Annotated in this window: 18 protein-coding genes, 1 pseudogene and 1 riboswitch; of the genes and pseudogenes, 5 read left to right on the top strand and 14 right to left on the bottom strand. The window is 71.8% G+C overall.

Features of this window, described 5'->3' with window-relative positions:
* Positions 1 to 3 precede the first annotated feature (3 nt).
* The gene (locus SGFS_RS35975) at positions 4 to 945 is read right to left on the bottom strand and encodes a decaprenyl-phosphate phosphoribosyltransferase (RefSeq protein ID WP_286256332.1); all 942 of its coding nucleotides are present in this window, start codon (positions 943 to 945) and stop codon (positions 4 to 6) included.
* Between the two features lie 396 nt (positions 946 to 1,341).
* A pseudogene (locus tag SGFS_RS35970) lies at positions 1,342 to 1,854 on the bottom strand (phosphatase PAP2 family protein); the annotation flags it as partial.
* A 143-nt stretch (positions 1,855 to 1,997) separates the two neighbouring features.
* Here SGFS_RS35970 and SGFS_RS35965 point away from each other — a divergent pair.
* Both SGFS_RS35965 and SGFS_RS35960 read left to right on the top strand, forming a co-directional pair.
* Entirely contained in the window at positions 1,998 to 3,425 is a 1,428-nt protein-coding gene (locus SGFS_RS35965; protein ID WP_286256331.1) for an FAD-binding oxidoreductase, read from the top strand.
* Positions 3,426 to 3,466: 41 nt separating this feature from the next.
* On the top strand, positions 3,467 to 4,222 hold the full coding sequence (locus tag SGFS_RS35960; protein WP_286256330.1) for a decaprenylphospho-beta-D-erythro-pentofuranosid-2-ulose 2-reductase: 756 nt from the start codon (positions 3,467 to 3,469) through the stop codon (positions 4,220 to 4,222).
* A gap of 45 nt (positions 4,223 to 4,267) precedes the next feature.
* Here SGFS_RS35960 and SGFS_RS35955 read toward each other — a convergent pair whose 3' ends face one another.
* The 7 genes from SGFS_RS35955 to SGFS_RS35925 form a co-directional block, all read right to left on the bottom strand.
* Entirely contained in the window at positions 4,268 to 4,849 is a 582-nt protein-coding gene (locus SGFS_RS35955; protein ID WP_286256329.1) for a 2'-5' RNA ligase family protein, read from the bottom strand.
* A gap of 178 nt (positions 4,850 to 5,027) precedes the next feature.
* A complete protein-coding gene (gene trpS / locus SGFS_RS35950; protein ID WP_286256328.1) occupies positions 5,028 to 6,041 on the bottom strand; it encodes a tryptophan--tRNA ligase in 1,014 nt (337 codons plus the stop codon).
* Positions 6,042 to 6,207: 166 nt separating this feature from the next.
* Positions 6,208 to 7,656: a glycine hydroxymethyltransferase gene (locus SGFS_RS35945; protein WP_286256327.1), complete on the bottom strand. Its 1,449-nt coding sequence runs from the start codon at positions 7,654 to 7,656 to the stop codon at positions 6,208 to 6,210.
* Positions 7,657 to 7,687: 31 nt separating this feature from the next.
* Positions 7,688 to 7,776, bottom strand: a riboswitch (ZMP/ZTP riboswitch).
* A 73-nt stretch (positions 7,777 to 7,849) separates the two neighbouring features.
* Positions 7,850 to 9,034, bottom strand: a complete 1,185-nt coding sequence (locus SGFS_RS35940) for a glutathionylspermidine synthase family protein (protein ID WP_286256326.1) — start codon at positions 9,032 to 9,034, stop codon at positions 7,850 to 7,852.
* A 20-nt stretch (positions 9,035 to 9,054) separates the two neighbouring features.
* Entirely contained in the window at positions 9,055 to 9,426 is a 372-nt protein-coding gene (locus tag SGFS_RS35935; RefSeq protein WP_286256325.1) for a hypothetical protein, read from the bottom strand.
* 316 nt (positions 9,427 to 9,742) lie between these two features.
* On the bottom strand, positions 9,743 to 10,732 hold the full coding sequence (locus tag SGFS_RS35930) for a malate dehydrogenase (protein ID WP_286256324.1): 990 nt from the start codon (positions 10,730 to 10,732) through the stop codon (positions 9,743 to 9,745).
* Between the two features lie 459 nt (positions 10,733 to 11,191).
* Complete coding sequence (locus SGFS_RS35925; protein ID WP_286256323.1) at positions 11,192 to 12,502, bottom strand: helix-turn-helix domain-containing protein; 1,311 nt, start codon at positions 12,500 to 12,502, stop codon at positions 11,192 to 11,194.
* Between the two features lie 444 nt (positions 12,503 to 12,946).
* Between SGFS_RS35925 and SGFS_RS35920 the strand changes: the two genes are divergently transcribed.
* The gene (locus SGFS_RS35920) at positions 12,947 to 13,492 is read left to right on the top strand and encodes a peptidoglycan-binding domain-containing protein (RefSeq protein WP_286256322.1); all 546 of its coding nucleotides are present in this window, start codon (positions 12,947 to 12,949) and stop codon (positions 13,490 to 13,492) included.
* A gap of 60 nt (positions 13,493 to 13,552) precedes the next feature.
* Here the strand turns inward: SGFS_RS35920 and SGFS_RS35915 are convergent, their stop codons facing one another.
* From SGFS_RS35915 to SGFS_RS35905, 3 genes are all read right to left on the bottom strand, one after another.
* Positions 13,553 to 14,059, bottom strand: coding sequence for a helix-turn-helix domain-containing protein (locus SGFS_RS35915; protein WP_286256321.1), 507 nt, complete (start codon positions 14,057 to 14,059; stop codon positions 13,553 to 13,555).
* 432 nt (positions 14,060 to 14,491) lie between these two features.
* Positions 14,492 to 15,010 carry a DUF3017 domain-containing protein gene (locus tag SGFS_RS35910; RefSeq protein WP_286256320.1) on the bottom strand — a complete coding sequence of 173 codons (519 nt, stop codon included), beginning with the start codon at positions 15,008 to 15,010 and terminating at the stop codon, positions 14,492 to 14,494.
* A gap of 16 nt (positions 15,011 to 15,026) precedes the next feature.
* Positions 15,027 to 15,881, bottom strand: coding sequence for a bifunctional methylenetetrahydrofolate dehydrogenase/methenyltetrahydrofolate cyclohydrolase (locus SGFS_RS35905; RefSeq protein WP_286256319.1), 855 nt, complete (start codon positions 15,879 to 15,881; stop codon positions 15,027 to 15,029).
* 295 nt (positions 15,882 to 16,176) lie between these two features.
* Here SGFS_RS35905 and SGFS_RS35900 point away from each other — a divergent pair, with 295 nt between their 5' ends.
* Both SGFS_RS35900 and SGFS_RS35895 read left to right on the top strand, forming a co-directional pair.
* Positions 16,177 to 16,785, top strand: a complete 609-nt coding sequence (locus SGFS_RS35900; RefSeq protein ID WP_286256318.1) for a hypothetical protein — start codon at positions 16,177 to 16,179, stop codon at positions 16,783 to 16,785.
* A gap of 225 nt (positions 16,786 to 17,010) precedes the next feature.
* A complete protein-coding gene (locus tag SGFS_RS35895; protein ID WP_286256317.1) occupies positions 17,011 to 18,918 on the top strand; it encodes a serine/threonine-protein kinase in 1,908 nt (635 codons plus the stop codon).
* A 305-nt stretch (positions 18,919 to 19,223) separates the two neighbouring features.
* Here the strand turns inward: SGFS_RS35895 and purH are convergent, their stop codons facing one another.
* Positions 19,224 to 20,795, bottom strand: coding sequence for a bifunctional phosphoribosylaminoimidazolecarboxamide formyltransferase/IMP cyclohydrolase (purH, locus tag SGFS_RS35890; RefSeq protein WP_286256316.1), 1,572 nt, complete (start codon positions 20,793 to 20,795; stop codon positions 19,224 to 19,226).
* The gene (purN, locus tag SGFS_RS35885) at positions 20,792 to 21,412 is read right to left on the bottom strand and encodes a phosphoribosylglycinamide formyltransferase (RefSeq protein WP_286256315.1); all 621 of its coding nucleotides are present in this window, start codon (positions 21,410 to 21,412) and stop codon (positions 20,792 to 20,794) included. The genes purH and purN overlap by 4 nt, the downstream gene beginning before the upstream one ends.
* Positions 21,413 to 21,471 lie beyond the last annotated feature (59 nt).

Raw genomic sequence — 21,471 nt, 5'->3', positions numbered from 1 at the left:
CGCTCACCAGTCCGCCACCGCCAGCCCGTACATGGCCAGCCACACCACCCCGATCAGGGTGAGCGCGCGGTCGCGCAGGACCACGTCCTCGGGTTCGCCGGCGGTGCCCCGGTCGGCGAAGACGGCGTACCGCAGGACCGCCAGGATGAAGGCGACCATCGACAGTTGCCGCCACGGCAGCAGGCTGGTGCTGGGCACCCCGCCCTCCTCCAGCGCCCACAGGCAGTAGCCGAGCACGGCGACCCCGGCGGCCAACTGCCAGACGAAGCGCAGATATCCGGCCGTGTACTCGGTGAGCAGCGCCCGCGTGGCCCCGGCCCGGCCCGCCATCTGCACGGCCTCGGAGTACCGCTTGGCGGCGACCATGAAGAGCGCGCCGAAGCCGGTGGTGATCAGGAACCAGCGCGACAGCGGGATGCCGAGCGCGAGTCCGCCGATCATCGCCCGCATCAGGAACCCGGTGGTGACGACCGCGAGGTCGACGACCAGGACGTGCTTGAGGCTGACGCAATAGGCGAGTTGGAGCCCAAGGTAGGCGGTGAGCAGCGCTGCGGCCTGCGGCGGGCAGAGCCAGGCGGCGGTCGCGGGCGCGATGACGGCGAGGGTGCCGCCGACGGCGTAGGCGACCGGCACGGGCACCTGTCCGGCGGCGACCGGGCGGTGGCGTTTGACGGGGTGGGCGCGGTCGGCCTCGGCGTCGCGGGCGTCGTTGACGAGGTACACGGCGGCGGCACAGGCCGTGAACAGGGCGAAGACGAGGGGGAGTTGGGTGAGGGCGCGAGGTGTGAAGAGCTCTCCGGCGGCGGCGGGCGCGGCGACGACCAGGGTGTTCTTGACCCACTGGCGGGGGCGGGCGGTCCGGAGAAGGGCGCGGGCCAGGCCGGTCCTCGACGGCGTCGCACCGGGGGCCGCCGGGCGCTGCCGGACGACCGTGCGCTCAGCCATGACCGACCTCGCCGCCCAGCGGACCTCGACCGGTGCCCATCTTCAGGGGGCCTCGGCCCGCTCCCACCTCCCGGGGGCCTCGGCCGGCTCCCACCTCCCGGGGGCCTCGGCCGGCTCCCACCTCCCGGGGGCCTCGGCCGGCTCCCACCTCCCGGTGGCCTTGACCGGTCCCCACCCCCGGCGCACCCTGCCCCGTCGTCCCCACCCCGGGCGCTGCGCCGTGCCCCGCCCCCACCCCCAACGAGCCGCCCCCGGCCTCTACCCCTGCCCCTGCCCCTGCCCCTGCCCCCGGCGTCTCGCGCCGCCCTTGCACGGCCCCGCTCCCCCACCACCCCCGCCCCCGGCCACCGGCAGGGCCTGCCCTCCCGCGCCACCCGACAGCCCCCGGTACGCGTCCCCCCTCATCCACCGCGCCCCCACTCGCACCGTGGCCACCCCGAGCGCCACGCCCGCCGCCACGTCCGACGGATAGTGCACGCCGACCACCAGCCGCGAGACGCACATCGCGGCGGCGAGCGGGGCCACGTACGGGAGGCCGAGCGCGCCGTACGCCACGGCGGCGGCCGCCGCCGAACTCGCGTGCGAGCTGGGGAAGGAGTGGCGTCCGGCGGTGCGGACCAGCGGCTCCACCAGCGCGGGCCGCGGCCGTCGTACGACTCTCTTGACGGCCATGCTCGCCAGGTGCGCACCGGCGGTCAGCGCCGTCCCCCGCAGCCAGGCGCCTCGCCGCTCCCGGTCCACGGCGGCGCCCGTCAGCCCGGCGGCCAGCCACACCACGGCGTGCTCCCCGGCCCGCGACAGAGCGCGCGCGGCGGCCGCCACACACGGGTCCGCGCCGCAGGTGTGGAGCGCGAAGAGCAGCCGCCGGTCCAGGTCGAGAACGCCATCGGCAACGTCAACATCGTCCATGTGATGTCACTCTTCTAGGCAACCGCCGATGAATTACGGCAATCTTGAACGACATCCCATTAATCACCCATTTCGGTGAGGCACCACAAGAGCCACGCCCTTACGCCCCTTTGCCGGCGATGTGCGGCGATACGGTCGCGAGCATGCCAGCCCCCACACCCCCCTCCACCCGCACGGTGCCCCTGACCGGCTGGGGCCGCACCGCCCCGACCGCCGCCCGGCTGATCCGTCCACGTACGTACGAGGAGGCCACGGACGCCGTGCGGGCGTGCGGGGCGCTCGGAGCGCGCGGAGGGATCGCCCGGGGGCTCGGACGGGCGTACGGGGACGCGGCGCAGAACGCGGGTGGCGCCGTGCTGGACATGACGGGCCTGGACCGGGTGCGCACGGTCGACGCGGACGCCGGCACGGTCCACTGCGACGCGGGCGTGTCGCTGCACCGGCTGATGGAGGTGCTGCTCCCGCTGGGCCGGTTCGTGCCGGTGACCCCGGGGACCCGTCAGGTGACCGTGGGCGGCGCCATCGCGGCGGACATCCACGGCAAGAACCACCATGTGTCGGGGTCGTTCGCCCGCCATGTGCTGTCGCTGGAGCTGCTGACGGCGGACGGGGAGATCCACACCGTGCGCCCCGGCACCCCGCTCTTCGACGCCACGGCGGGCGGCATGGGCCTCACCGGTGTGATCCTCGGCGCGACCGTACGGCTGCTGCCCGTCGAGACGGCGTGGATGTCGGTCGACACCGAACGCGCCACCGACCTGGACGACCTCCTCGCCCGCCTCGCGGCCACGGACCACTACTACCGCTACTCCGTCGCCTGGATCGACCTGCTCGCCCGGGGCGCGTCGACCGGCCGCGCGGTACTGACCCGGGGCGACCACGCGCCACGGGAGGCGCTCCGGACCGCAGGGTGGGCGTGGGGCACGCGCGCGCGTGGAGCACGTTCTGCCGAGAGGGACGGACACCCGAGTCCGTTGGAATTCCGGACTTCGCGGCTCCCGGCCGCCCCCTCCTTCGTCCCGGAGGGCCTCCTCGGCCGTACGACCGTCGGCCTCTTCAACGAGCTCTGGTACCGCAGGGCACCCCGCTCCCGCACCGGCGAACTGCAGCGGCTCGCCACCTTCTTCCACCCCCTCGACGGGGTCCCCCACTGGAACCGGATCTACGGTCGGTCCGGTTTCGTGCAGTACCAGTTCGTCGTCGGCTACGGCCGGGAGGAGGCTCTGCGCCGGATCGTGGACCGGATCTCGACGCGCCGCTGCCCCTCCTTCCTCGCCGTCCTGAAGCGGTTCGGCGAGGGCGATGCCGGCTGGCTGTCCTTCCCGATGCCCGGCTGGACCCTGGCCCTGGACATCCCGGCGGGCCTGCCCGGCCTCGACGCCTTCCTGGACGAGCTGGACGAGGAGGTGGCGGCGGCCGGCGGGCGGGTGTACCTGGCCAAGGACGCGCGGCTGCGCCCCGAACTGCTGGCCGCGATGTATCCCCGGCTCGACGAGTTCCGCGAACTGCGCCGGGAGTTGGACCCACGCGCGGTGTTCGTCTCGGACCTGGCGCGACGCCTGAGCCTGTGAACCCCACGAACCCCGCCCTCGTTTCCCCCCAAGGAGCCGCCATGAAGGACGCCTTCGGCACCCCCCAGTCCCTGCTGGTCCTCGGCGGTACGTCGGACATCGCGCTGGCCACCGCGCGCCGGCTGATCGCCCGCCGTACCCGCACCGTGTGGCTGGCGGGCCGCCCGTCGCCCGAGCTGGAGGCGGCCGCCGCGCATCTGCGCGGGCTCGGCGCCGACACGCACACCGTCGCCTTCGACGCGCTCGCCCCCGAGTCCCACGAGGCGGGCCTCGGCAAGATCTTCGCCGAGGGCGACATCGACATGGTGCTGCTCGCGTTCGGCGTACTCGGCGACCAGGCGGGCGACGAACGCGACCCGCTGGCGGCCACGCGGGTCGCCCAGACCAACTACACGGGCGCGGTCTCGGCGGGCCTGGTCTGCGCGCGTGCCCTCCAGGCGCAGGGCCACGGCTCACTGGTCGTGCTGTCCTCGGTGGCCGGTGAGCGCGCCCGCCGCTCCAACTTCATCTACGGCTCCAGCAAGGCCGGCCTCGACGCCTTCGCCCAGGGCCTCGGTGACGCCCTGCACGGCACCGGCGTCCACGTCATGGTCGTACGCCCCGGCTTCGTCCGCACCCGCATGACGGCGGGCCTGCCGGAGGCCCCCCTCGCCACCACCCCGGAGGCGGTGGCGACAGCCATCGAGCTGGGCCTGCGACGCCGGTCGGAGACGGTGTGGGTGCCGGGGGCACTGAGGCTGGTGATGTCGGTACTGAGGCACGCGCCGAGGTCGGTGTTCCGAAGGTTGCCGATGTAACAGTCACTCACCGGGGTGGGGCGCCCTCGCGCGCCCCTCAGTACATCAGTGCGCCGGCAGCGTCGTGTCCTCCACCGGCGCCCCCGCCTGCGGCGGCACGACCGACCCCCCGAAGGCGTACTCGCGGAGCTTGCGCCACACCCCGTCGGAGCCCTGCTCGTAGAGCGCGAACCCGGTGCAGGGCCACTCGGCCTCGAACTCGGCGAGCTCCTCGAACGCCCGGTCCATCGCCTCCTCGGCGATGCCGTGCGCCACCGTGACATGCGGGTGGTACGGGAAGTTCAGCTCGCGCGCCACCGGACCCGACGCGTCCCGGACCTGCTTCTGCAACCAGGTGCAGGCCTCGGCCCCCTCGACGACCTGCACGAACACGACGGGTGACAGCGGGCGGAAGGTCCCCGTGCCGGACAGCCTCATCGGGAAGGGGCGCCCGGTGCCCGCGACCTGGACGAGGTACGCCTCGATCGCCGGCAGGTCAGCCTGCTCGACCTCGGTCGGCGGCAGCAGCGTGACATGCGTGGGGATGCCGTGAGCCGCGGCGTCGCCGAAGCCCGCGCGCCGCTCCTGGAGCAGGCTGCCGTGCGGCTCCGGGACCGCGATCGATACACCGATCGTTACGGTCCCCACGTCGTCTCCTTCGTCGTGTCGTGCGCTGTGTCGTTCGTGGTCGTGCGTCGGTCGGCCGTCGGGGCGGCACCGGCTATCGACTGTACGGCCATGGCGGTGCCGGGGGCAGGCGCAGCCGGAGTGATGTGCGGCGCTCTGCGGTGGTGCGGCCCGGGCTCAGGGCGCGCGGTGGTACGGATCAGTGCTTGGCGGGGAGGAAGCCGACTTTGTCGTACGCCTGGGAGAGCGTCTCCGCGGCTACGGCACGCGCCTTCTCGGCACCCTTGGCCAGGATCGAGTCGAGCGTCTCCGAGTCGTCCAGATACTGCTGGGTGCGCTCCCGGAACGGCGTCACGAACTCGACCATGACGTCGGCGAGGTCCGTCTTGAGCGCACCGTAGCCCTTGCCGACGTACTGCTGCTCGAGTTCCGCGATACCCGTCCCCGTGAGGGTCGAGTAGATGCTCAGCAGGTTGCTGACGCCCGGCTTCTCCGCGGCGTCGAAGCGGATCACCGTGTCCGTGTCGGTGACGGCGCTCTTGACCTTCTTGGCGGTGGCCTTCGGGTCGTCGAGCAGATTGATCAACCCCTTCGGGGTCGACGCCGACTTGCTCATCTTGATCGACGGGTCCTGAAGGTCGTAGATCTTCGCCGTCTCCTTCAGGATGTACGGCTTGGGGATCGTGAAGGTCTCGCCGAAGCGGCCGTTGAAGCGCTCGGCGAGGTCACGGGTGAGCTCGATGTGCTGACGCTGGTCCTCGCCGACCGGGACCTCGTTGGCCTGGTACAGCAGGATGTCCGCGACCTGGAGGATCGGGTACGTGAAGAGGCCGACGCTCGCGCGGTCGGCGCCCTGCTTGGCGGACTTGTCCTTGAACTGGGTCATGCGGGAGGCCTCGCCGAAGCCGGTGAGGCAGTTCATGATCCAGGCGAGCTGGGCGTGCTCGGGGACATGGCTCTGCACGAAGAGCGTGCACCGCTCCGGGTCGAGACCGGCGGCGAGCAGCTGGGCGACGGCGAGGCGGGTGTTGGCCCGCAGGTCGGCCGGGTCCTGCGCGACGGTGATCGCGTGCAGGTCGACGACCATGTAGAACGCGTCGTGGGACTCCTGCAGGGCCACCCACTGGCGCACGGCGCCCAGGTAGTTGCCGAGGTGGAACGAGCCTGCGGTGGGCTGGATTCCGGAGAGCACGCGGGGTCGGTCAGAAGCCATGCTCACCATTCTCTCAGAGGGTGAGAGGGACATTGGCCCGAGAGGTGGGCAGTGGTTTCGGTGTGTGGGGACCGCGGACCGTTGTGGCTGGTCGCGCCTCGCGGCGGGGCCGCAGATGAATGCGGCCCCGCGCCCCTTTCAGGTTGGCCGCCCCTGCGGGCGTCGATCAGCCGAGGTCGATTTCGGGGTACAGCGGGAAGCCCGCCACCAGGTCCGTCGCCCGCTGGGCGATCTCCTCGGCCACCTTCTCGTCGAGGACGTGGGAGGCCTTGGAGGGCGCACCCGACTTGGTGGTGCCGGCCTCGGCCGTGGTCAGGACGCGGTCGATCAGGCCCGCGACCTCGTCCATCTCGGCGATGCCGAGACCGCGCGTGGTCAGCGCGGGCGTGCCGATGCGGATGCCGGAGGTGTACCAGGCGCCGTTCGGGTCGGCCGGGATGGCGTTGCGGTTGGTGACGATGCCGGAGTCGAGCAGCGCGGCCTCGGCCTGGCGGCCGGTGAGGCCGTAGGAGGTGGCGACGTCGATCAGGTTGAGGTGGTTGTCGGTGCCGCCGGTCACGAGGGTCGCGCCCTGGCGCATCAGGCCTTCCGCCAGCGCTCGGGAGTTGTCGACGATGCGCTGGGCGTAGTCCTGGAAGGCCGGCTGCCGGGCCTCGGCCAGGGCTACCGCCTTGGCTGCCATGACGTGCGGGAGGGGGCCGCCGAGGACCATCGGGCAGCCGCGGTCGACCTGGTCCTTGAGGGAGTCGTCGCACAGGACCATGCCGCCGCGCGGGCCGCGCAGCGACTTGTGGGTGGTCGTGGTGACGATCTGGGCGTGCGGGACCGGGTCGAAGTCGCCGGTGAGGACCTTGCCGGCGACGAGGCCCGCGAAGTGCGCCATGTCCACCATGAGCGTGGCGCCGACCTCGTCGGCGATCTCGCGCATGATCCGGAAGTTCACCAGACGGGGGTAGGCGGAGTAGCCGGCGACGATGATCAGCGGCTTGAACTCACGGGCGGAGGCGCGCAGGGCCTCGTAGTCGATGAGGCCGGTGGCGGGGTCGGTGCCGTAGGAGCGCTGATCGAACATCTTGCCGGAGATGTTCGGGCGGAAGCCGTGGGTGAGGTGGCCGCCGGCGTCCAGGGACATGCCGAGCATGCGCTGGTTGCCGAAGGCCTGGCGGAGCTCGGCCCAGTCGGCCTCGGAGAGGTCGTTGACCTGGCGGGCGCCGGTCTTCTCCAGGAAGGGGACCTCGACCCTGTCGGCGAGGACGGCCCAGAAGGCGACGAGGTTGGCGTCGATGCCGGAGTGCGGCTGGACATAGGCGTGGCGGGCGCCGAAGAGCTCGCGGGCGTGCTCGGCGGCAAGGGACTCGACGGTGTCCACGTTGCGACAGCCGGCGTAGAAGCGGCGGCCGACGGTGCCCTCGGCGTACTTGTCGCTGAACCAGTTGCCCATGGCCAGGAGGGTGGCCGGGGAGGCGTAGTTCTCGGAGGCGATCAGCTTGAGCATCTCGCGCTGGTCGGCGACCTCCTGGCCGATGGCGTCTGCCACGCGCGGCTCGACGGCGCGGATCACGTCGAGAGCACTGCGGAAGGCGGTGGACTCGGTGGAGAGGGGCTCGGCTGACATGGGGACCTCCGGACGTTGCGTTCAGCGTTCACGGTACGGCCCAGGCGCACGGCACTCATCTTGCGCGGGCCGCTCCCCGATGGTCGGTCCCATCCCAGCGCGCCAGTCACGGCCCGTCGATCACCCTATCGGGCACCCGCGAGCGGCGGCCGCCCGCGTCCACCATACGAACGACGAGGCGGGACGGCGGCCGTCACAGGATCACATGGGGCAGGAAGCGGGCGTACCCGTCCGTGACCAGCCCGGACGACTCGCGGATGCCGAGGCCTGCCGACTCGTCCTCGACGACCCAGGCGCCGAGGACGACGTGGTTGCCGTCGAAGGCGGGCAGGGGCGCCAACTCCTGGTAGCAGCAGGGTTCTTCGCGGACGACGGGGTCGCTGCCGGGCGGGTGGACGGTGACGCCGGCGCCCTCGCGGCCGAGGAGGGGCTTGGCGACGTAGCCGTTGGTCGTGGTCAGTTCGCGGGGGCCGTCGAGGTAGGCGGGGAGGAGGTTGGGGTGGCCGGGGTGGAGCTCCCAGAGGACGGCCAGGAGGGCCTTGTTGCTGAGGAGCATCTTCCAGGCGGGCTCGATCCACATCGTGGTCCCCGTGCCGCCGCCGTTGTCGAGGGTGGCGAGGACGTGCGGGGCGAAGCGGTCGGTGGTGAGCCATTCCCAGGGGTAGAGCTTGAAGACGCTGCGGATGAAGCCGAGCTTCTTGTCCACGAAGCGGCCGGAGAGGCGGTCCCAGCCGATGTCCTCCATGGGGATCCAGCCGGTGTCGAGGCCGGCCTGTTCGGCGGTCTCCTTGAGGTAGGCGACGGTCATCAGGTCCTCGCCGAGTTCGTCGGCAGCGGAGTGCGCGAAGTAGAGGGGGCTGCCCGGCGGGAGGAGGGAGGCCTGTTTCCTCCAGGCGTCGACGAGTCGTTCGTGGAGGGAGTTCCACTGGTCGCCGCCCGGGAAGCGTTCCTCCATCCAGAACCACTGGGCGCTCGCGGCCTCGACGAGCGAGGTCGGGGTGTCGGCGTTGTACTCCAGCAGCTTGGCGGGGCCGGTGCCGTCGTAGCGCAGGTCGAAGCGGCCGTAGACGGAGGGGAGTTCGGCGCGCCGGTGCCAGGCCTCGGCGACGAGGTCGACGAGGCGCGGGTCGGTGATGCCGAGGTCGGCGAAGCGGTCCTCGGCGACGATGTGCGCGGCGGCGGCCAGGCACATCCGGTGGAGTTCCTCGACGACCTCCTCCAGCGCCTCGACCTCGGGCAGCGAGAAGACGTAGTGGGCGCTCTCGTCCCAGTAGGGCCGCAGGGAGCCGTCCGGGTGGCGGGTCAGCGGGTAGATGAGCCCCTGTTCCTCGACGGTCTGCTGCCAGCCGGGGCGGGGCTCGATCGTGCGGCGTTCCATGGCTCTGCCTCCCCGGCGGGTCAGCCGCCGCCGGAGCCGGAGCCCGAGCAGCCGAAGCCGTCCCGGTCGACGGCCTCGCTGCGGCTGAAGGTGCCGTAGTCGGCCCACTGTCCGGTGACATCGGCGTCGTAGTACCAGGCGGCGTCGACGGTGCCGGCCGACTTGCGGTTGCTGCTGCCGCTGCTGGTCTTGCGACTCTTGCTAGACGAGGAAGACGTCGAGTTGCAGTTCCTGTCGGCGACGATCTTGTAGCCGTTGGCTATGTCGTAGCTGTCGCGGTCGACACAGCGGCGGTCCGGTTCGGAGCCGCAGGAGGTGAGAGCCGCCGCGACGACGCCCATGCCACCGAGTACGACCGTGCTGGACCGCAGACGTCTGCGCTGCTCTCCCATGTGTGCTCCCCCGTCGGGCGTGTGTGCTGGTGCGGGCCGGCGTGGCGTACGTCGACGACGTAGTGAATCGGCCATCCGGGTACCGGCCACCGCTGGACCGACGGTCAGACTAGTGATCGATTCCGCGGGCCCGCCAACCGGCCCCCCGAACGGACCGATGACGGGGGTACGGAGTTCGATGCGACCGCGCGGGACGCCGTGGCCAGGGCTTCGGTTGGGGGCGGCGGGCACGGCGCGGCGGGCGGCCGTGACGGGAAAAGGCCCTGCCCCCGGGCGAACCGGGGGCAGGGCCTCTCAGAACCGACTACGGCGCTTCTCAGATGAGGCCGAGCGCGCGGACCGCGTCGCGCTCCTCCGCCAGCTCCTGGACCGAGGCGTCGATGCGGGCGCGGGAGAACTCGTTGATCTCCAGGCCCTGGACGATCTCGTACTTGCCGTCCTTCACCGTGACGGGGAAGGAGGAGATGAGGCCCTCGGCCACACCGTACGAACCGTCGGACGGGATGCCCATGGAGGCCCAGTCGCCCTCGGCGGTGCCGTTGACCCAGGTGTAGATGTGGTCGATGGCGGCGTTGGCGGCGGAGGCGGCCGACGAGGCGCCACGGGCCTCGATGATGGCGGCGCCGCGCTTGGCGACGGTCGGGATGAAGTCCTCGGCGAGCCACTTCTCGTCGTTGACGACCTCGGCGGCGTTCTTGCCGGCCACCGTGGCGTGGAAGATGTCCGGGTACTGGGTCGCGGAGTGGTTGCCCCAGATCGTGAGCCTCTGGATCTCGGAGACCGGCACGCCCGTCTTCTTCGACAGCTGGGTCAGCGCGCGGTTGTGGTCCAGGCGGGTCATCGCGGTGAAGCGCTCGGCCGGGACGTCCGGCGCGGCGGCCTGGGCGATGAGGGCGTTGGTGTTGGCCGGGTTGCCGACGACGAGGACCTTGATGTCGTCCGCGGCGTGGTCGTTGATGGCCTTGCCCTGCGGCTTGAAGATGCCGCCGTTGGCCTCGAGCAGGTCGCCGCGCTCCATGCCCTTGGTACGGGGGCGGGCGCCGACGAGCAGGCCTACGTTGGCGCCGTCGAAGGCCACGTTCGGGTCGTCCGTGATGTCGATGCCCTGAAGCAGCGGGAAGGCGCAGTCGTCGAGCTCCATGGCGGTGCCCTCGGCGGCCTTGAGCGCCGGCGTGATCTCCAGCAGGCGGAGCTTGACGGGCACGTCCGCGCCGAGCAGCTGGCCGGAGGCGATGCGGAAGAGCAGGGCGTAACCGATCTGGCCGGCCGCGCCGGTGACGGTGACGTTCACGGGAGTGCGGGTCATGGCGTTCTCCGTATGACAGCTGGCGGTGGGGCGTCCCTGCCCCTGTGGGACGTACAAATGATCGATCTCTTGGCATCAAGAGAGATCGGTGGTCAGGCTATCGCGCATCCGGGATCCCGGACGTCCGGGTCCGTGTGGCCCACCCCACAGCCCGCCCGACGGCGCACTCCAACAGCCCGCAAAAGGAGACGCGGCCGCCCCGGTCCGGGAGAGAAGGACCAGGGCGGCCGCCTTGGGGATGCCGGGCCGGGAGGGGGGGATCTCCCGGGCGGGCCGGACTCCCGTGGGGGTACTGTCCCGTCTGCCCCGGACTCCGAATCCCATTCCCCCCGTACGGCGATTACTTTGCGTTACGACGTCGAGGCGCCCTCACCGCACCCGCCGAGCGTGCCGAACTCGCCGAAGCCGTCGAGCCGTCGGAGGCGTCGGAGGCGACAACCGCACCGAAGCCCCCGGCATCTACCCGGTGCACCCTTCCTCCCCGGTCGCCAGCGTCGCGCAGGCCGTGGCGTCGCCCGCGTCCTTCACGGCGACCATCATCGTGTACGCGATGTTGTCCCCGGCCGCCTCGATCGCCGCCGTCTGCTTGGTCTTTCCCACCGTCACCCGGACCTCGTCGCCCTGCGTGGCCTGCGTGATACGGGCCCAGGCGGCGCCGCAGGTCTCGCTGTAGCGGACCTCGACGCGGGCCGCGCCGACCGTGGCGAAGTCGGTGGTCTTCACGAGGTCGCCGATGCACCCCATGCTCTCCGGGTCCTTGCCATCGCAGTCCTTGCCGCTGCACTTCACCCCGGCCGGGAGGTCGGAGTTGGTGCTGATCGAGGGCGTCGGGGACACCGGCGACTTGTCCCCCGCCTCGTTCTCCCCGCCGCCCCTGGTCAGGAGGAAGGCCACGGCGATCAAGACGAGCGCGCCGACGGCCCCCGCGAAGAACATCGCCACCCGCCGCTTCGGCCGCGACCCGCCGCCGTCGGGCCGGGCGAGCCCCTGCACGGGCCCGAACACCCCGGGCGGAACAGACGCGCCGCCCGGCGTACGAACCCCGGCGGCCCCCGACGCCGAAGCCCCCGCCTCGGTCGACGGGGAGGACGACGGCGACGCCACCCCCGGCCGGTCCGACGGCGACGGCGTGACCCCCCAGCCCACCCGCGCCGGACCAGCCGTGCCCGCCGAGCCGCTTCCCCCACCGTACGAAGGCGAGGACGGGGACGGGGACGAGGACGAGCCGGACGGCGATGGGGACGGTGCGGAAGGGTCGGAAGGAGCGGACCGCGAAGGCGAACTCCCGTACGACGGCCTGCGTTCCTCCCCCGGCGGCGGTGCCTGCGGCGGAACCGTCGGGGACACTCCGGCCGGACCTGCCACACCCGGCGTCGCGGTCGCGCCCCGGCTCGCCCTGCCGCTCTTGCCCTTGGCGGACGGCTGCGACCCCGTGTCCCCCAGCGCGGCGCGCGCCTGGGAGATGCGGATCGCCTCCATGGTCATGTCGTGGCGCATCTCCGAGCGGCTCCAGGCGCGCTCGGCCAGCTCCCACATCGTGGTCAGATGGACGGGATTGGTACCGGTCACCTCGGCCAGAGCGACGATCGCGCCCTTCGGCGCGAGGAGTCTGCCGTTGAGGTACCGCTCCCAGGACGTCTTGCTGTAGCCCGTGCGGTCGGCCACCGCCGCGATGCTCAACCCGCTGCGGTCGACGAGCCTGCGCAGCTGGCCGGCGAACTCCTTGACCTGCGGATCGAGTTCATCGGGCAAGGCCCTCCAACGAGGCATTGCTTCCCCCTCTTCCCCCCGAACGTGCCTGAACTTTCCCCCGCGCCGACGGTCCCCGTCCGCCCTTGTCCCGCACTACCCCATGGGATGCGCGAGGCCGAGCTGTCAGTTCCCGGGGTGGGGGCGCGCGGGAGCATTTCGGGCCGGGGCGTGCGCCGTCGCGCACCCCTGATTCCGGGTCCCCAAGTGTCCCACCGACGTCCCGTACGGCATCCCGTGCCGCCGGACGAAACCCCAGGCCTGCGCACGGGACGTCCCGGACCATCCCGAATGCCCACATTAGCCCTGGCGTTGAGCAGATCAGCGGCAAATCCTCGAACTTGTCAACACATCGGCACAACGGCCACACATGCCCGGGCTCACGGGTCGAACGGAACCCGTACGACTCTTAGGGCTCGTACACCTCGGTGATGGCCAGGAAAGCACGGGGACCAGGGGGATCACATGCACCACAAGCCCAAGGCCAGGACCAGGCTGCTGCTCGCGGCCGTCGCCGTGACGGCCTCCGCCGGGCTCGCGCTCGGCGCCGCCGCTCCGCTCGCCACTGCCTCCGGGCCACATGTCGTCGACGGCACCGGATCCGCGTACAACGACTGGGGCGACGAAGGCACGCTGTCCGTGAGCAGCCACTCCAGGAGCAACGCGACGCGGCTGTGGCAGAGCGTGCTGTACGCCGACGGCGCCAAGTGGAAGGACGCGAACGGCGGTCTGCACACCTTCACCGCCTCCGACATCGACGGGATCTTCGGCCCGAAGACGCGCTCGGCGACCAAGTACTGGCAGGCGCAGGAGGAGTTGGAGTACATCGACGGCATCGCGGGCCAGGAGACCTTCGGCCAGGCCGACGGCTTCCTGGACGGCCCGTACAACAACGGCGACGTGCTCTACTCGGGCGTCGCGCACGAGGTGACCTTCAAGCGGATCGACGGGAAGTACCACGTCAGGATCGGCTCGAAGTGGAAGCTCGCCGCGTACGACTGGCGGGGCTGACAGGCCCTGGAAGGGCCCTAGGGGCCGTCCCCCGTCGGGTGATGTGCGCCCGAGGGCGATTCACGTCAGGGTGACGGCCCCTATCAGCGCGGCGCCCACGAGGGCCAGGACGGCGAGGACCGCGAGCGCCGCGTAGAGGGCGATACGGCCGGGCTGCCGGGGGCTCGGCTCCTCCACCAGGACGTCCCACCAGGGCACGGTCGGGTCGTCCTCGTACGCGCCGCTCTCGGGCTCGCCCGCCTGCCCCGGCTCGCCGGCCCGCTCCGGGGCACCCGCCGGTCCCCCGCCCGGTGGCGCGGTACGCGGCCAGACCCGTACCGCCATTTCCCAGCGGACTCCGAAGCGTTCGGCGTCCTCGCCGGCGACCCGGCACAGTGCGACGACCGCCTGCCGGGGCGGCGGCTGGGTGGCGTTGAGATAGCGCTGCCAGGAGGACTTGCTGTACGCGGTGCGCGCGCCGAGCGCGACCAGACTGAGGCCGGTGCGGTCCTTGAGGAGCCGCAGTTGCTCCACGAAGTGCCGTACCTCCGGGGGGAGTTCGTCCGGCAGCGGCTGCCACGCGCCCATCGGCTGCCTCCTCGGTGTCGGGCGGGGTCTGACCAGGGAACAGGGGTCTGCGCGCGGTGCGGGCAGGGGGGCGGCAAGGGTCTGAGCAAGTGACGAAGCCGGTGGGCGGACCGGTTCCCACCGGAAGGAGCACGGGTTCCGACCGGAAGGCGCACGGCCGACGCGACGGCTCCCGGCCGCCACTTCGCACTCCCCCGCTCACCCCTACGCGCCCCCGCCCACCCCGCCCATCCGCACATGGCGTGCGGACGACGCCGTCGTGGCCGGATGCGGACACCTTGGCGGAATGGTCACTTCCGTGCCACAGCGGCCCGACAGCTGTTGAACAGGGCGTTCGCCGTACCCGAGTGTGGATCGGGACGGCGGTTCGTCCTTACTCGGGGGAGGGGACGGGCCGCCGTCTCGATGCCGACGACGACAGGGGCTCGGCGCTCAGCCCGTCTCCTCGCCCACCGTGAAGTGCAGCGTGTCGCCGAGGAACGGGAGCTCCAGCCAGGGGTCCGGCTGGGCCATCAGCGCGAGCAGCACGATGGCCGTGCCGAGGACGCCGTAGGTGACCATGTCGGTGAAGCGGGAGCGGACGGCGAGCATGCCGACGTCCGGTACGACCCAGCGCAGCGCCCCGCCGGCGAGCAGCGCGGCGCCGATCAGCAGGGTGCCCCAGCGGAACACGTCCATCGCGGTGAGCAGCAGGCCGAGGCCCACTGCGCACAGCACGACGAGGATCGGCCACTGGCGGGCGGGGGCCGGCGCGTCACCGGAGGCGGCGCGGCCACCGCCCTCGGGGCGCGCGGTGTCCCTCGTGAACCTCGGGAAGCGCCGGGTGGCCCGGACGGGTCGGCCCTCGGCGTCGGGGGCGCTCACCGCGTCCCGCACCGTCTGTTCGGCGGCCTGCTCGGCGGCTTTCTCCGCCACCTCGTCCACCCCCTCGTCCGCCCTCTTGTCCACCATCCGGTCCGACCCGCCGTCAGCCGACACTGCGCTCCGCCGCCTCGACCACGTTGACGAGCAGCTGGGCGCGGGTCATCGGGCCGACACCGCCGGGGTTCGGGGAGATCCAGCCGGCGACCTCGGCGACGCCCGGGTGGACGTCGCCCACGATCTTGCCCTCGGCGGAGCGGGAGACCCCGACGTCGAGGACGGCGGCGCCCGGCTTCACGTCCTCGGGGCGGATCAGATGGGCGGAGCCGGCGGCGGCCACGATGATGTCGGCGCGCTTGAGGTGCGCTGACAGGTCACGGGTGCCGGTGTGGCACTGGGTCACCGTCGCGTTCTCGCTGCGCCGGGTGAGCAGGAGCGGCATCGGGCGGCCGATGGTGACACCGCGGCCGACGACCACGACCTCGGCTCCCTTGATCTCTACGCCGTACTGACGCAGGAGGGTGAGGACGCCGTTGGGGGTGCAGGGCAGGGGGGCGGGCTCGTTCAGGACGAGGCGCCCGAGGTTCATCGGGTGGAGGCCGTCGGCGTCCTTGTCGGGGTCCATCAGTTCGAGGATGCGGTTCTCGTCGATGCCCTTGGGGAGCGGCAGCTGGACGATGTAGCCGGTGCAGGCGGGGTCCTCGTTCAGTTCCCGCACCACCGCCTCGATCTCCTCCTGGGTGGCGGTCGCGGGCAGTTCGCGCTGGATGGAGGCGATGCCCACCTGCGCGCAGTCGCGGTGCTTGCCCGCGACGTACTTCTGGCTGCCGGGGTCTTCGCCGACGAGGATCGTGCCGAGGCCGGGCGTGACGCCCTTCTCCTTCAGCGCCGCCACCCGGGCGGTCAGATCGGACTTGATCGCGGCTGCGGTGGCCTTGCCATCGAGAATCTGGGCGGTCATGGGTCCAATCTTCGCGGATGACGGGGCCCCGGTTCCAATCCGGCCACCTCGTGGACGGACGAAGAGGGGCTGCGGAGGGTGCGTCGGCCCATCACAGCCATGATCGGAATGTGTTGCACTTGCACAACACACGAGGAATGCCGCTGGACAAGAGAGCGGGCATATAAAACGATTGTGGGCACAGTGCCGCGGGCACTGCCGGGGGGATGTAACCGCGTCATACAGATCACAGATCAGGGCTTTCCTCCGACCCGTGCCGCGCGTCCCCGCACAAGGCAACGGAGGAAAAACCGCCATGAGCTTCGGCGACCCGAAAAACCCCTACGGCCCGCCGCCCCAGCAGCAGCCGCCCGCCCCCGGCTACGGATACCCGCAGCAGACCCCGCCCCAGCAGCCCGGCTACGGCTACCCGACGGCGCCGCCGGTCTCGCAGGGCTACGGCGGCTACCCGGACGGGCCCGTCGCCATCCCGGGCGGTGTGAAGGGCGCGCGCATCATGCTGTACGTCCTGGGCGCGTTCCAGGTGATCGGCGGTGTAGCGCTGATGGTGGCCAGCGCCTGGTTCGCCGACTACATCTCGGACAGCGCCAACGCCGACGGCTCGCTCTCCTCGGAGGACACGGACACGATCGCGAACTTCGGCGCCGGCGTGTTCATCGCCTTCGGCGTCGTCGCCCTGGGTTTCGCCGCCTGGGGGATCCTCACCGCGACGAAGTTCTCCACCGGGGGCAACGGCATCCGGATCTCCGCGATCGTCTATGCCTCCTTCGTCACGGCTTTCAGCGTGGTCAGCCTCATAAGCGCCAACGTCTTCGCCCTGATCAGCCTCGCGCTCGGCATCCTGATCATCGTCTTCTGCAGCAAGCGGGACGCCGGTCAGTGGTTCAACCGCCCGCGCTACTGAGCCCCCGCGCCCGCAGGGCCGTACCTCCCATTACCGGGCGCCACAGCGAGCGGGAAAGCTGCCGATCCGGTCGTTCTTCGACAGCAGACATACAAATCCGTGCGGCCCACTGATCCGGAATCGGTGGGCCGTCCGGGCCCTCGCGGGTAGTCTCTCGCTGAACTGGTGTTGCCACATGGACCGTTGAGGCAACGCATGGCCAGAGCACACCACTCCGGGGGGACCATGTCAGATCAGCGGCAGCCCCTGCCGTCATACTCCCCGGCCTCCGGTGACGCAGCGCTGGCGCAGGCCGGCGCCACTCCGCTGAAGTCCTCGGACCCCGCGCGCCTCGGCCCGTACGTACCGCTCGGGCTGCTCGGCAGCGGCGGGATGGGGCGGGTGTACCTGGCCAGCCCCGCCGACGACGGGCCCGGGCTCGCCGCGGTGAAGGTGATCCGGCCCGAGTACGCCGAGGACGTCCGGTTCCGGCGCCGCTTCGAGCGCGAGGCGATCGTGCACGAGCGGGTCCGTACGCAGTACGCGCCCTCGTTACTCGGCACGGGCTTCGAGGACGAGCATGAGCTGCTCTGGATGGCCACGCAGTACCTGCCGGGCCTCAACCTCGCCGACGCGGTCCAGGAGTGCGGCACGCTGACGTCCGCCGGGGCCTGGCGGCTGGTCGGCGAGCTGGGCCACGCGCTGTCGGCGCTGGCCGCCGCCGGGGTCGTGCACCGCGACCTCAAGCCGTCCAACGTGCTGCTCTCGACCGGGGGCGTGCACGTCATCGACTTCGGCATCTCGCAGGCCGTCGACAGCAGCGCGATCACCTCGACCGGCAACCGCGTCGGCACCCCCGCGTACATGTCGCCCGAGTATCTGCGCGACGGCCGCTGCGACTCCGCCTCCGACGTCTTCTCCCTCGCCGGGACCCTTGTGTACGCCGTCACCGGGCACGCCCCGTTCGGCGACGGGACCGGGGTGGACGTCATGCACCGGGTGGCGTTCGAGGAGCCCAGGCCGGACGTCATGACCGAGCTCCTGGCCCTGGACCCCGACCTGTCGACGCTTCTCACCGCCTGCCTCGACAAGGACCCCGTCGGGCGGCCCACTCCGGCAGGGCTCGTCGAGGCCGCGACGGCCGCCGCCGCCCGGCTCGGCCCCGGACTGCCCTGGCCCGAACCCCTCGACTCCCGGCTGCGGGCCCGCCGGGAAGCCGCCGTCCTGCTGTCCCGGGCGACGGCCCAGGAGACCGTTCACCTGCGGGCGTCCACGCGACGGGAGGGTGCGGGCGGATCGGGCCTCGCCGCCGGATCAGGGCTCGCCGCCGGGTCGAATCCCGCGTCCGCGTCGGCTGCCGCGTCCGCTGGCGCCGCCGATCCGGTCTCCGGCTTCGGGCCGGCTCCGGAGATGCCGGGGGCCGCAGGGGCCGCGGGGGCTGCGGGGGCTGCGGCGGGAAGTCAGGGCAAGGCGCCGAACCGGGCCCGCCGAAAACGGCCGTACTTCGTGGTCGTCGCCGCGCTCGCCGTGTGCGTCCTCGCCGTGACCGCGTGGTTCGCGACCCGTCCCGCCATCGGCGACCCCTCGTCCTCCTCCGAGGCTGCGGAGGGCTCCGCGCGCGACGCCGCGGTCTCCGCCCTGCCCGCCGCCTCCGACTCGCCCTCGACCGAGAAGGCGAGCGGCAAGGCGAACGGCAAGGTGGGCGAGGAGGAGGAAGAGGAAGGCGACGAGGAGGAGGGCAAGGGCTCGAAGATCGAGGAGGATCGTTCCTCCGGCTCGACGAACACGACCCCCGGGGCCGGCGACCCCACCGACGACACATCGGACGGCGACGGGGAGGGCGGCGACAGCGGCACCGCCCCGAGCGCCACCCCCACCGATGCCCCGACGAAGCCCTCCACCCCGGCGTGGATCTCCGACTGCGCGTACTACTCCGGCAGCGAACTCACCAAGCGCGGCGACACCGGCGACCCTGTCCTGCAGGTGCAGTGCATGCTCAGCAAGCGCGGCTACAGCATCGGCGGAGCCGGAGTGGACGGCAACTTCGGCAAGGACACCCGCGCCTCGGTCAGGCTCTTCCAGAGCGACAAGGGCCTGAACGCCAACGGCCGGGTCAACGCCGCGACCTGGGCGGCTCTGCGCAGTACGACCTAGGGCGTGTTTCGAAAGTGGCGTCGTCCGCCCGGAGGGCGGGGCCCGCGGCGTCTGGTGCGGTGCGTCGCAAGGCGGAGGGTCGTCCGCGTACTGGGCGTACGCGGACGACCCCGACAACGCGGCGAGGTGCCGTGCCAGGCGTCGCGGGGCAGACGGGACTTTCGAAACACGCCCTAGGGCCCAGAGACCCTAGGGCCTGAGCACATGGTCGTGAACGGCGAGGGCCCGCCGGGGGTACCGGCGGGCCCTCAGGCCTGTCCAGCGGATCACCGGACAGGCCCCAGCCGTACAGGCGGATCGGCGACTCAGTGGAAGAAGTGGCGCGTACCCGTGAAGTACATCGTGACGCCCGCCTTCTGCGCGGCCTCGACGACCAGTTCGTCGCGGACCGAACCGCCCGGCTGGACCACGGCCTTGACGCCGGCCTCGGTGAGGATCTCCAGCCCGTCGGGGAACGGGAAGAACGCGTCGGAGGCGGCGTACGAGCCCTGCGCGCGCTCGGCGCCCGCCCGCTCGACGGCGAGCTTCGCGGAGTCGACGCGGTTGACCTGGCCCATACCGACGCCGACCGAGGCGCCGTCCTTGGCGAGCAGGATCGCGTTGGACTTCACGGCCCGGCACGCCTTCCACGCGAAGGCGAGCTGCTGGAGCTCGTCGGCGGAGAGCGCCTCGCCGGTCGCGAGGGTCCAGTTGGCGGGGTCGTCGCCGTCGGCCTGGAGACGGTCCGTCACCTGCAGGAGCGCGCCGCCGTCGATCGGCTTGACCTCGACGGGGTGGGCGGGGCTGTCGGGGACGCGCAGCACGCGGATGTTCTTCTTCTTGGCGAGCGCCTCCAGCGCGCCCTCCTCGTAGTCCGGCGCGACGATGACCTCGGTGAAGATCTCCGCGACCTGCTCGGCCATCTCCTTGCTGACCGGCCGGTTGACGGCGATCACACCGCCGAACGCGGACAGCGGGTCGCAGGCGTGCGCCTTGCGGTGCGCCTCGGCGACATCGGCGCCGACCGCGATACCGCACGGGTTGGCGTGCTTGATGATCGCGACGGCGGGCTCGTCGTGGTCGTACGCGGCACGGCGGGCGGCGTCCGTGTCCGTGAAGTTGTTGAACGACATCTCCTTGCCGTGCAGCTGCTCGGCAGCCGCCAGCCCACCCGTGCCGGAGGTGTAGAGAGCCGCGGGCTGGTGCGGGTTCTCGCCGTAGCGCAGGGTGTGCGAGCGCTCCAGGCTGCCGGCGACGAAGTCGGGGAACTGGGAGTCGTCGGCCGGGGCGTAGGCGGAGGCGAACCAGGAGGAGACCGCGATGTCGTACTCGGCCGTGTGCCGGAAGGCCTCGGCGGCGAGCCGCTTGCGGGCGGCGAGGTCGAAGCCGCCGTCCTTCACTGCGGTCAGGACGTCGGCGTACCGGACCGGGCTGGTGACCACGGCGACCGACGGGTGGTTCTTGGCGGCGGCGCGGACCATCGACGGGCCGCCGATGTCGATCTGCTCGACGCACTCGTCGGCCGAGGCGCCGGAGGCGACGGTCTCGCGGAACGGGTAGAGGTTCACGACGACGAGGTCGAAGGGCTCGACGCCGAGTTCTTCCAGCTGGCTCCGGTGGTCGGGGAGCCGCAGGTCGGCGAGGATGCCCGCGTGGACCTTGGGGTGCAGGGTCTTGACCCGGCCGTCCAGGCACTCGGGGAAGCCGGTCAGCTCCTCGACCTTGGTGACGGGGACGCCGGCGGCGGCGATACGGGAGGCGGTGGAGCCGGTGGAGACCAGCTCGACACCGGCCTCGTGCAGCCCGCGCGCGAGCTCCTCGAGCCCGGTCTTGTCGTAGACGCTGACGAGCGCGCGCCGGATCGGCCGCTGGGTGCTCTCGTTGCTCTCGGCGGTCACTGGATAACTACCTTTCGTCCCTCAATGCGATGGCCGTGGCGGGCGAGCCGCCCCACGACCTCGACGAGCAGCCTTCGCTCGACTTCCTTGATGCGCTCGTGCAGAGCGCTCTCGTCGTCCTCGTCCCGGATCTCCACCACGCCCTGGGCGATGATCGGTCCGGTGTCGACGCCGTCGTCGACGAAGTGGACGGTGCATCCGGTGACCTTGGCGCCGTACGCGAGCGCGTCGCGCACGCCGTGGGCTCCCGGGAAACTGGGGAGGAGGGCCGGGTGGGTGTTGACGAACCGCCCACCGAACCGCGCCAGGAACTCCTTCCCCACGATCTTCATGAACCCCGCGGAGACCACGAGATCGGGCTCGTACGCGGCGACGGCCTCGGCGAGCGCCGCGTCCCACTCCTCGCGGGTGCCGTGGTCCTTCACCCGGCACACGAAGGTCGGCAGCCCGGCGCGCTCGGCCCGGGCGAGCCCCTCGATGCCGCCGCGATCGGCCCCGACGGCCACGATCTCGGCTCCGTAGGCCTCGGGCCCGGTGGCGGCGATGGCGTCGAGGAGTGCCTGCAGATTGGTACCGGATCCGGAGACCAGCACGACGAGGCGCTTGGCCTTGGCCACGGCGGGGCCCTTTCTCGGGGGAACGGTGACGCGGTCGACTCTTCGCGCTCATCACGCTC

Source organism: Streptomyces graminofaciens (assembly GCF_030294945.1).
Classification (GTDB): Bacteria; Actinomycetota; Actinomycetes; order Streptomycetales; family Streptomycetaceae; genus Streptomyces; species Streptomyces graminofaciens.
Note: the sequence above shows the minus strand (reverse complement) of the source record. Positions and strands in the feature narration are given on the sequence as shown.

Coding starts and splice junctions, on each gene's coding strand:
- SGFS_RS35975 (WP_286256332.1), bottom strand. CDS start 945: ATGGCTGAGCGCACGGTCGTCCGGCAGCGCCCGGCGGCCCCCGGTGCG.
- SGFS_RS35965 (WP_286256331.1), top strand. CDS start 1,998: ATGCCAGCCCCCACACCCCCCTCCACCCGCACGGTGCCCCTGACCGGC.
- SGFS_RS35960 (WP_286256330.1), top strand. CDS start 3,467: ATGAAGGACGCCTTCGGCACCCCCCAGTCCCTGCTGGTCCTCGGCGGT.
- trpS (WP_286256328.1), bottom strand. CDS start 6,041: ATGGCTTCTGACCGACCCCGCGTGCTCTCCGGAATCCAGCCCACCGCA.
- SGFS_RS35945 (WP_286256327.1), bottom strand. CDS start 7,656: ATGTCAGCCGAGCCCCTCTCCACCGAGTCCACCGCCTTCCGCAGTGCT.
- SGFS_RS35940 (WP_286256326.1), bottom strand. CDS start 9,034: ATGGAACGCCGCACGATCGAGCCCCGCCCCGGCTGGCAGCAGACCGTC.
- SGFS_RS35935 (WP_286256325.1), bottom strand. CDS start 9,426: ATGGGAGAGCAGCGCAGACGTCTGCGGTCCAGCACGGTCGTACTCGGT.
- SGFS_RS35930 (WP_286256324.1), bottom strand. CDS start 10,732: ATGACCCGCACTCCCGTGAACGTCACCGTCACCGGCGCGGCCGGCCAG.
- SGFS_RS35925 (WP_286256323.1), bottom strand. CDS start 12,502: ATGCCTCGTTGGAGGGCCTTGCCCGATGAACTCGATCCGCAGGTCAAG.
- SGFS_RS35920 (WP_286256322.1), top strand. CDS start 12,947: ATGCACCACAAGCCCAAGGCCAGGACCAGGCTGCTGCTCGCGGCCGTC.
- SGFS_RS35915 (WP_286256321.1), bottom strand. CDS start 14,059: ATGGGCGCGTGGCAGCCGCTGCCGGACGAACTCCCCCCGGAGGTACGG.
- SGFS_RS35910 (WP_286256320.1), bottom strand. CDS start 15,010: ATGGTGGACAAGAGGGCGGACGAGGGGGTGGACGAGGTGGCGGAGAAA.
- SGFS_RS35905 (WP_286256319.1), bottom strand. CDS start 15,881: ATGACCGCCCAGATTCTCGATGGCAAGGCCACCGCAGCCGCGATCAAG.
- SGFS_RS35900 (WP_286256318.1), top strand. CDS start 16,177: ATGAGCTTCGGCGACCCGAAAAACCCCTACGGCCCGCCGCCCCAGCAG.
- SGFS_RS35895 (WP_286256317.1), top strand. CDS start 17,011: ATGTCAGATCAGCGGCAGCCCCTGCCGTCATACTCCCCGGCCTCCGGT.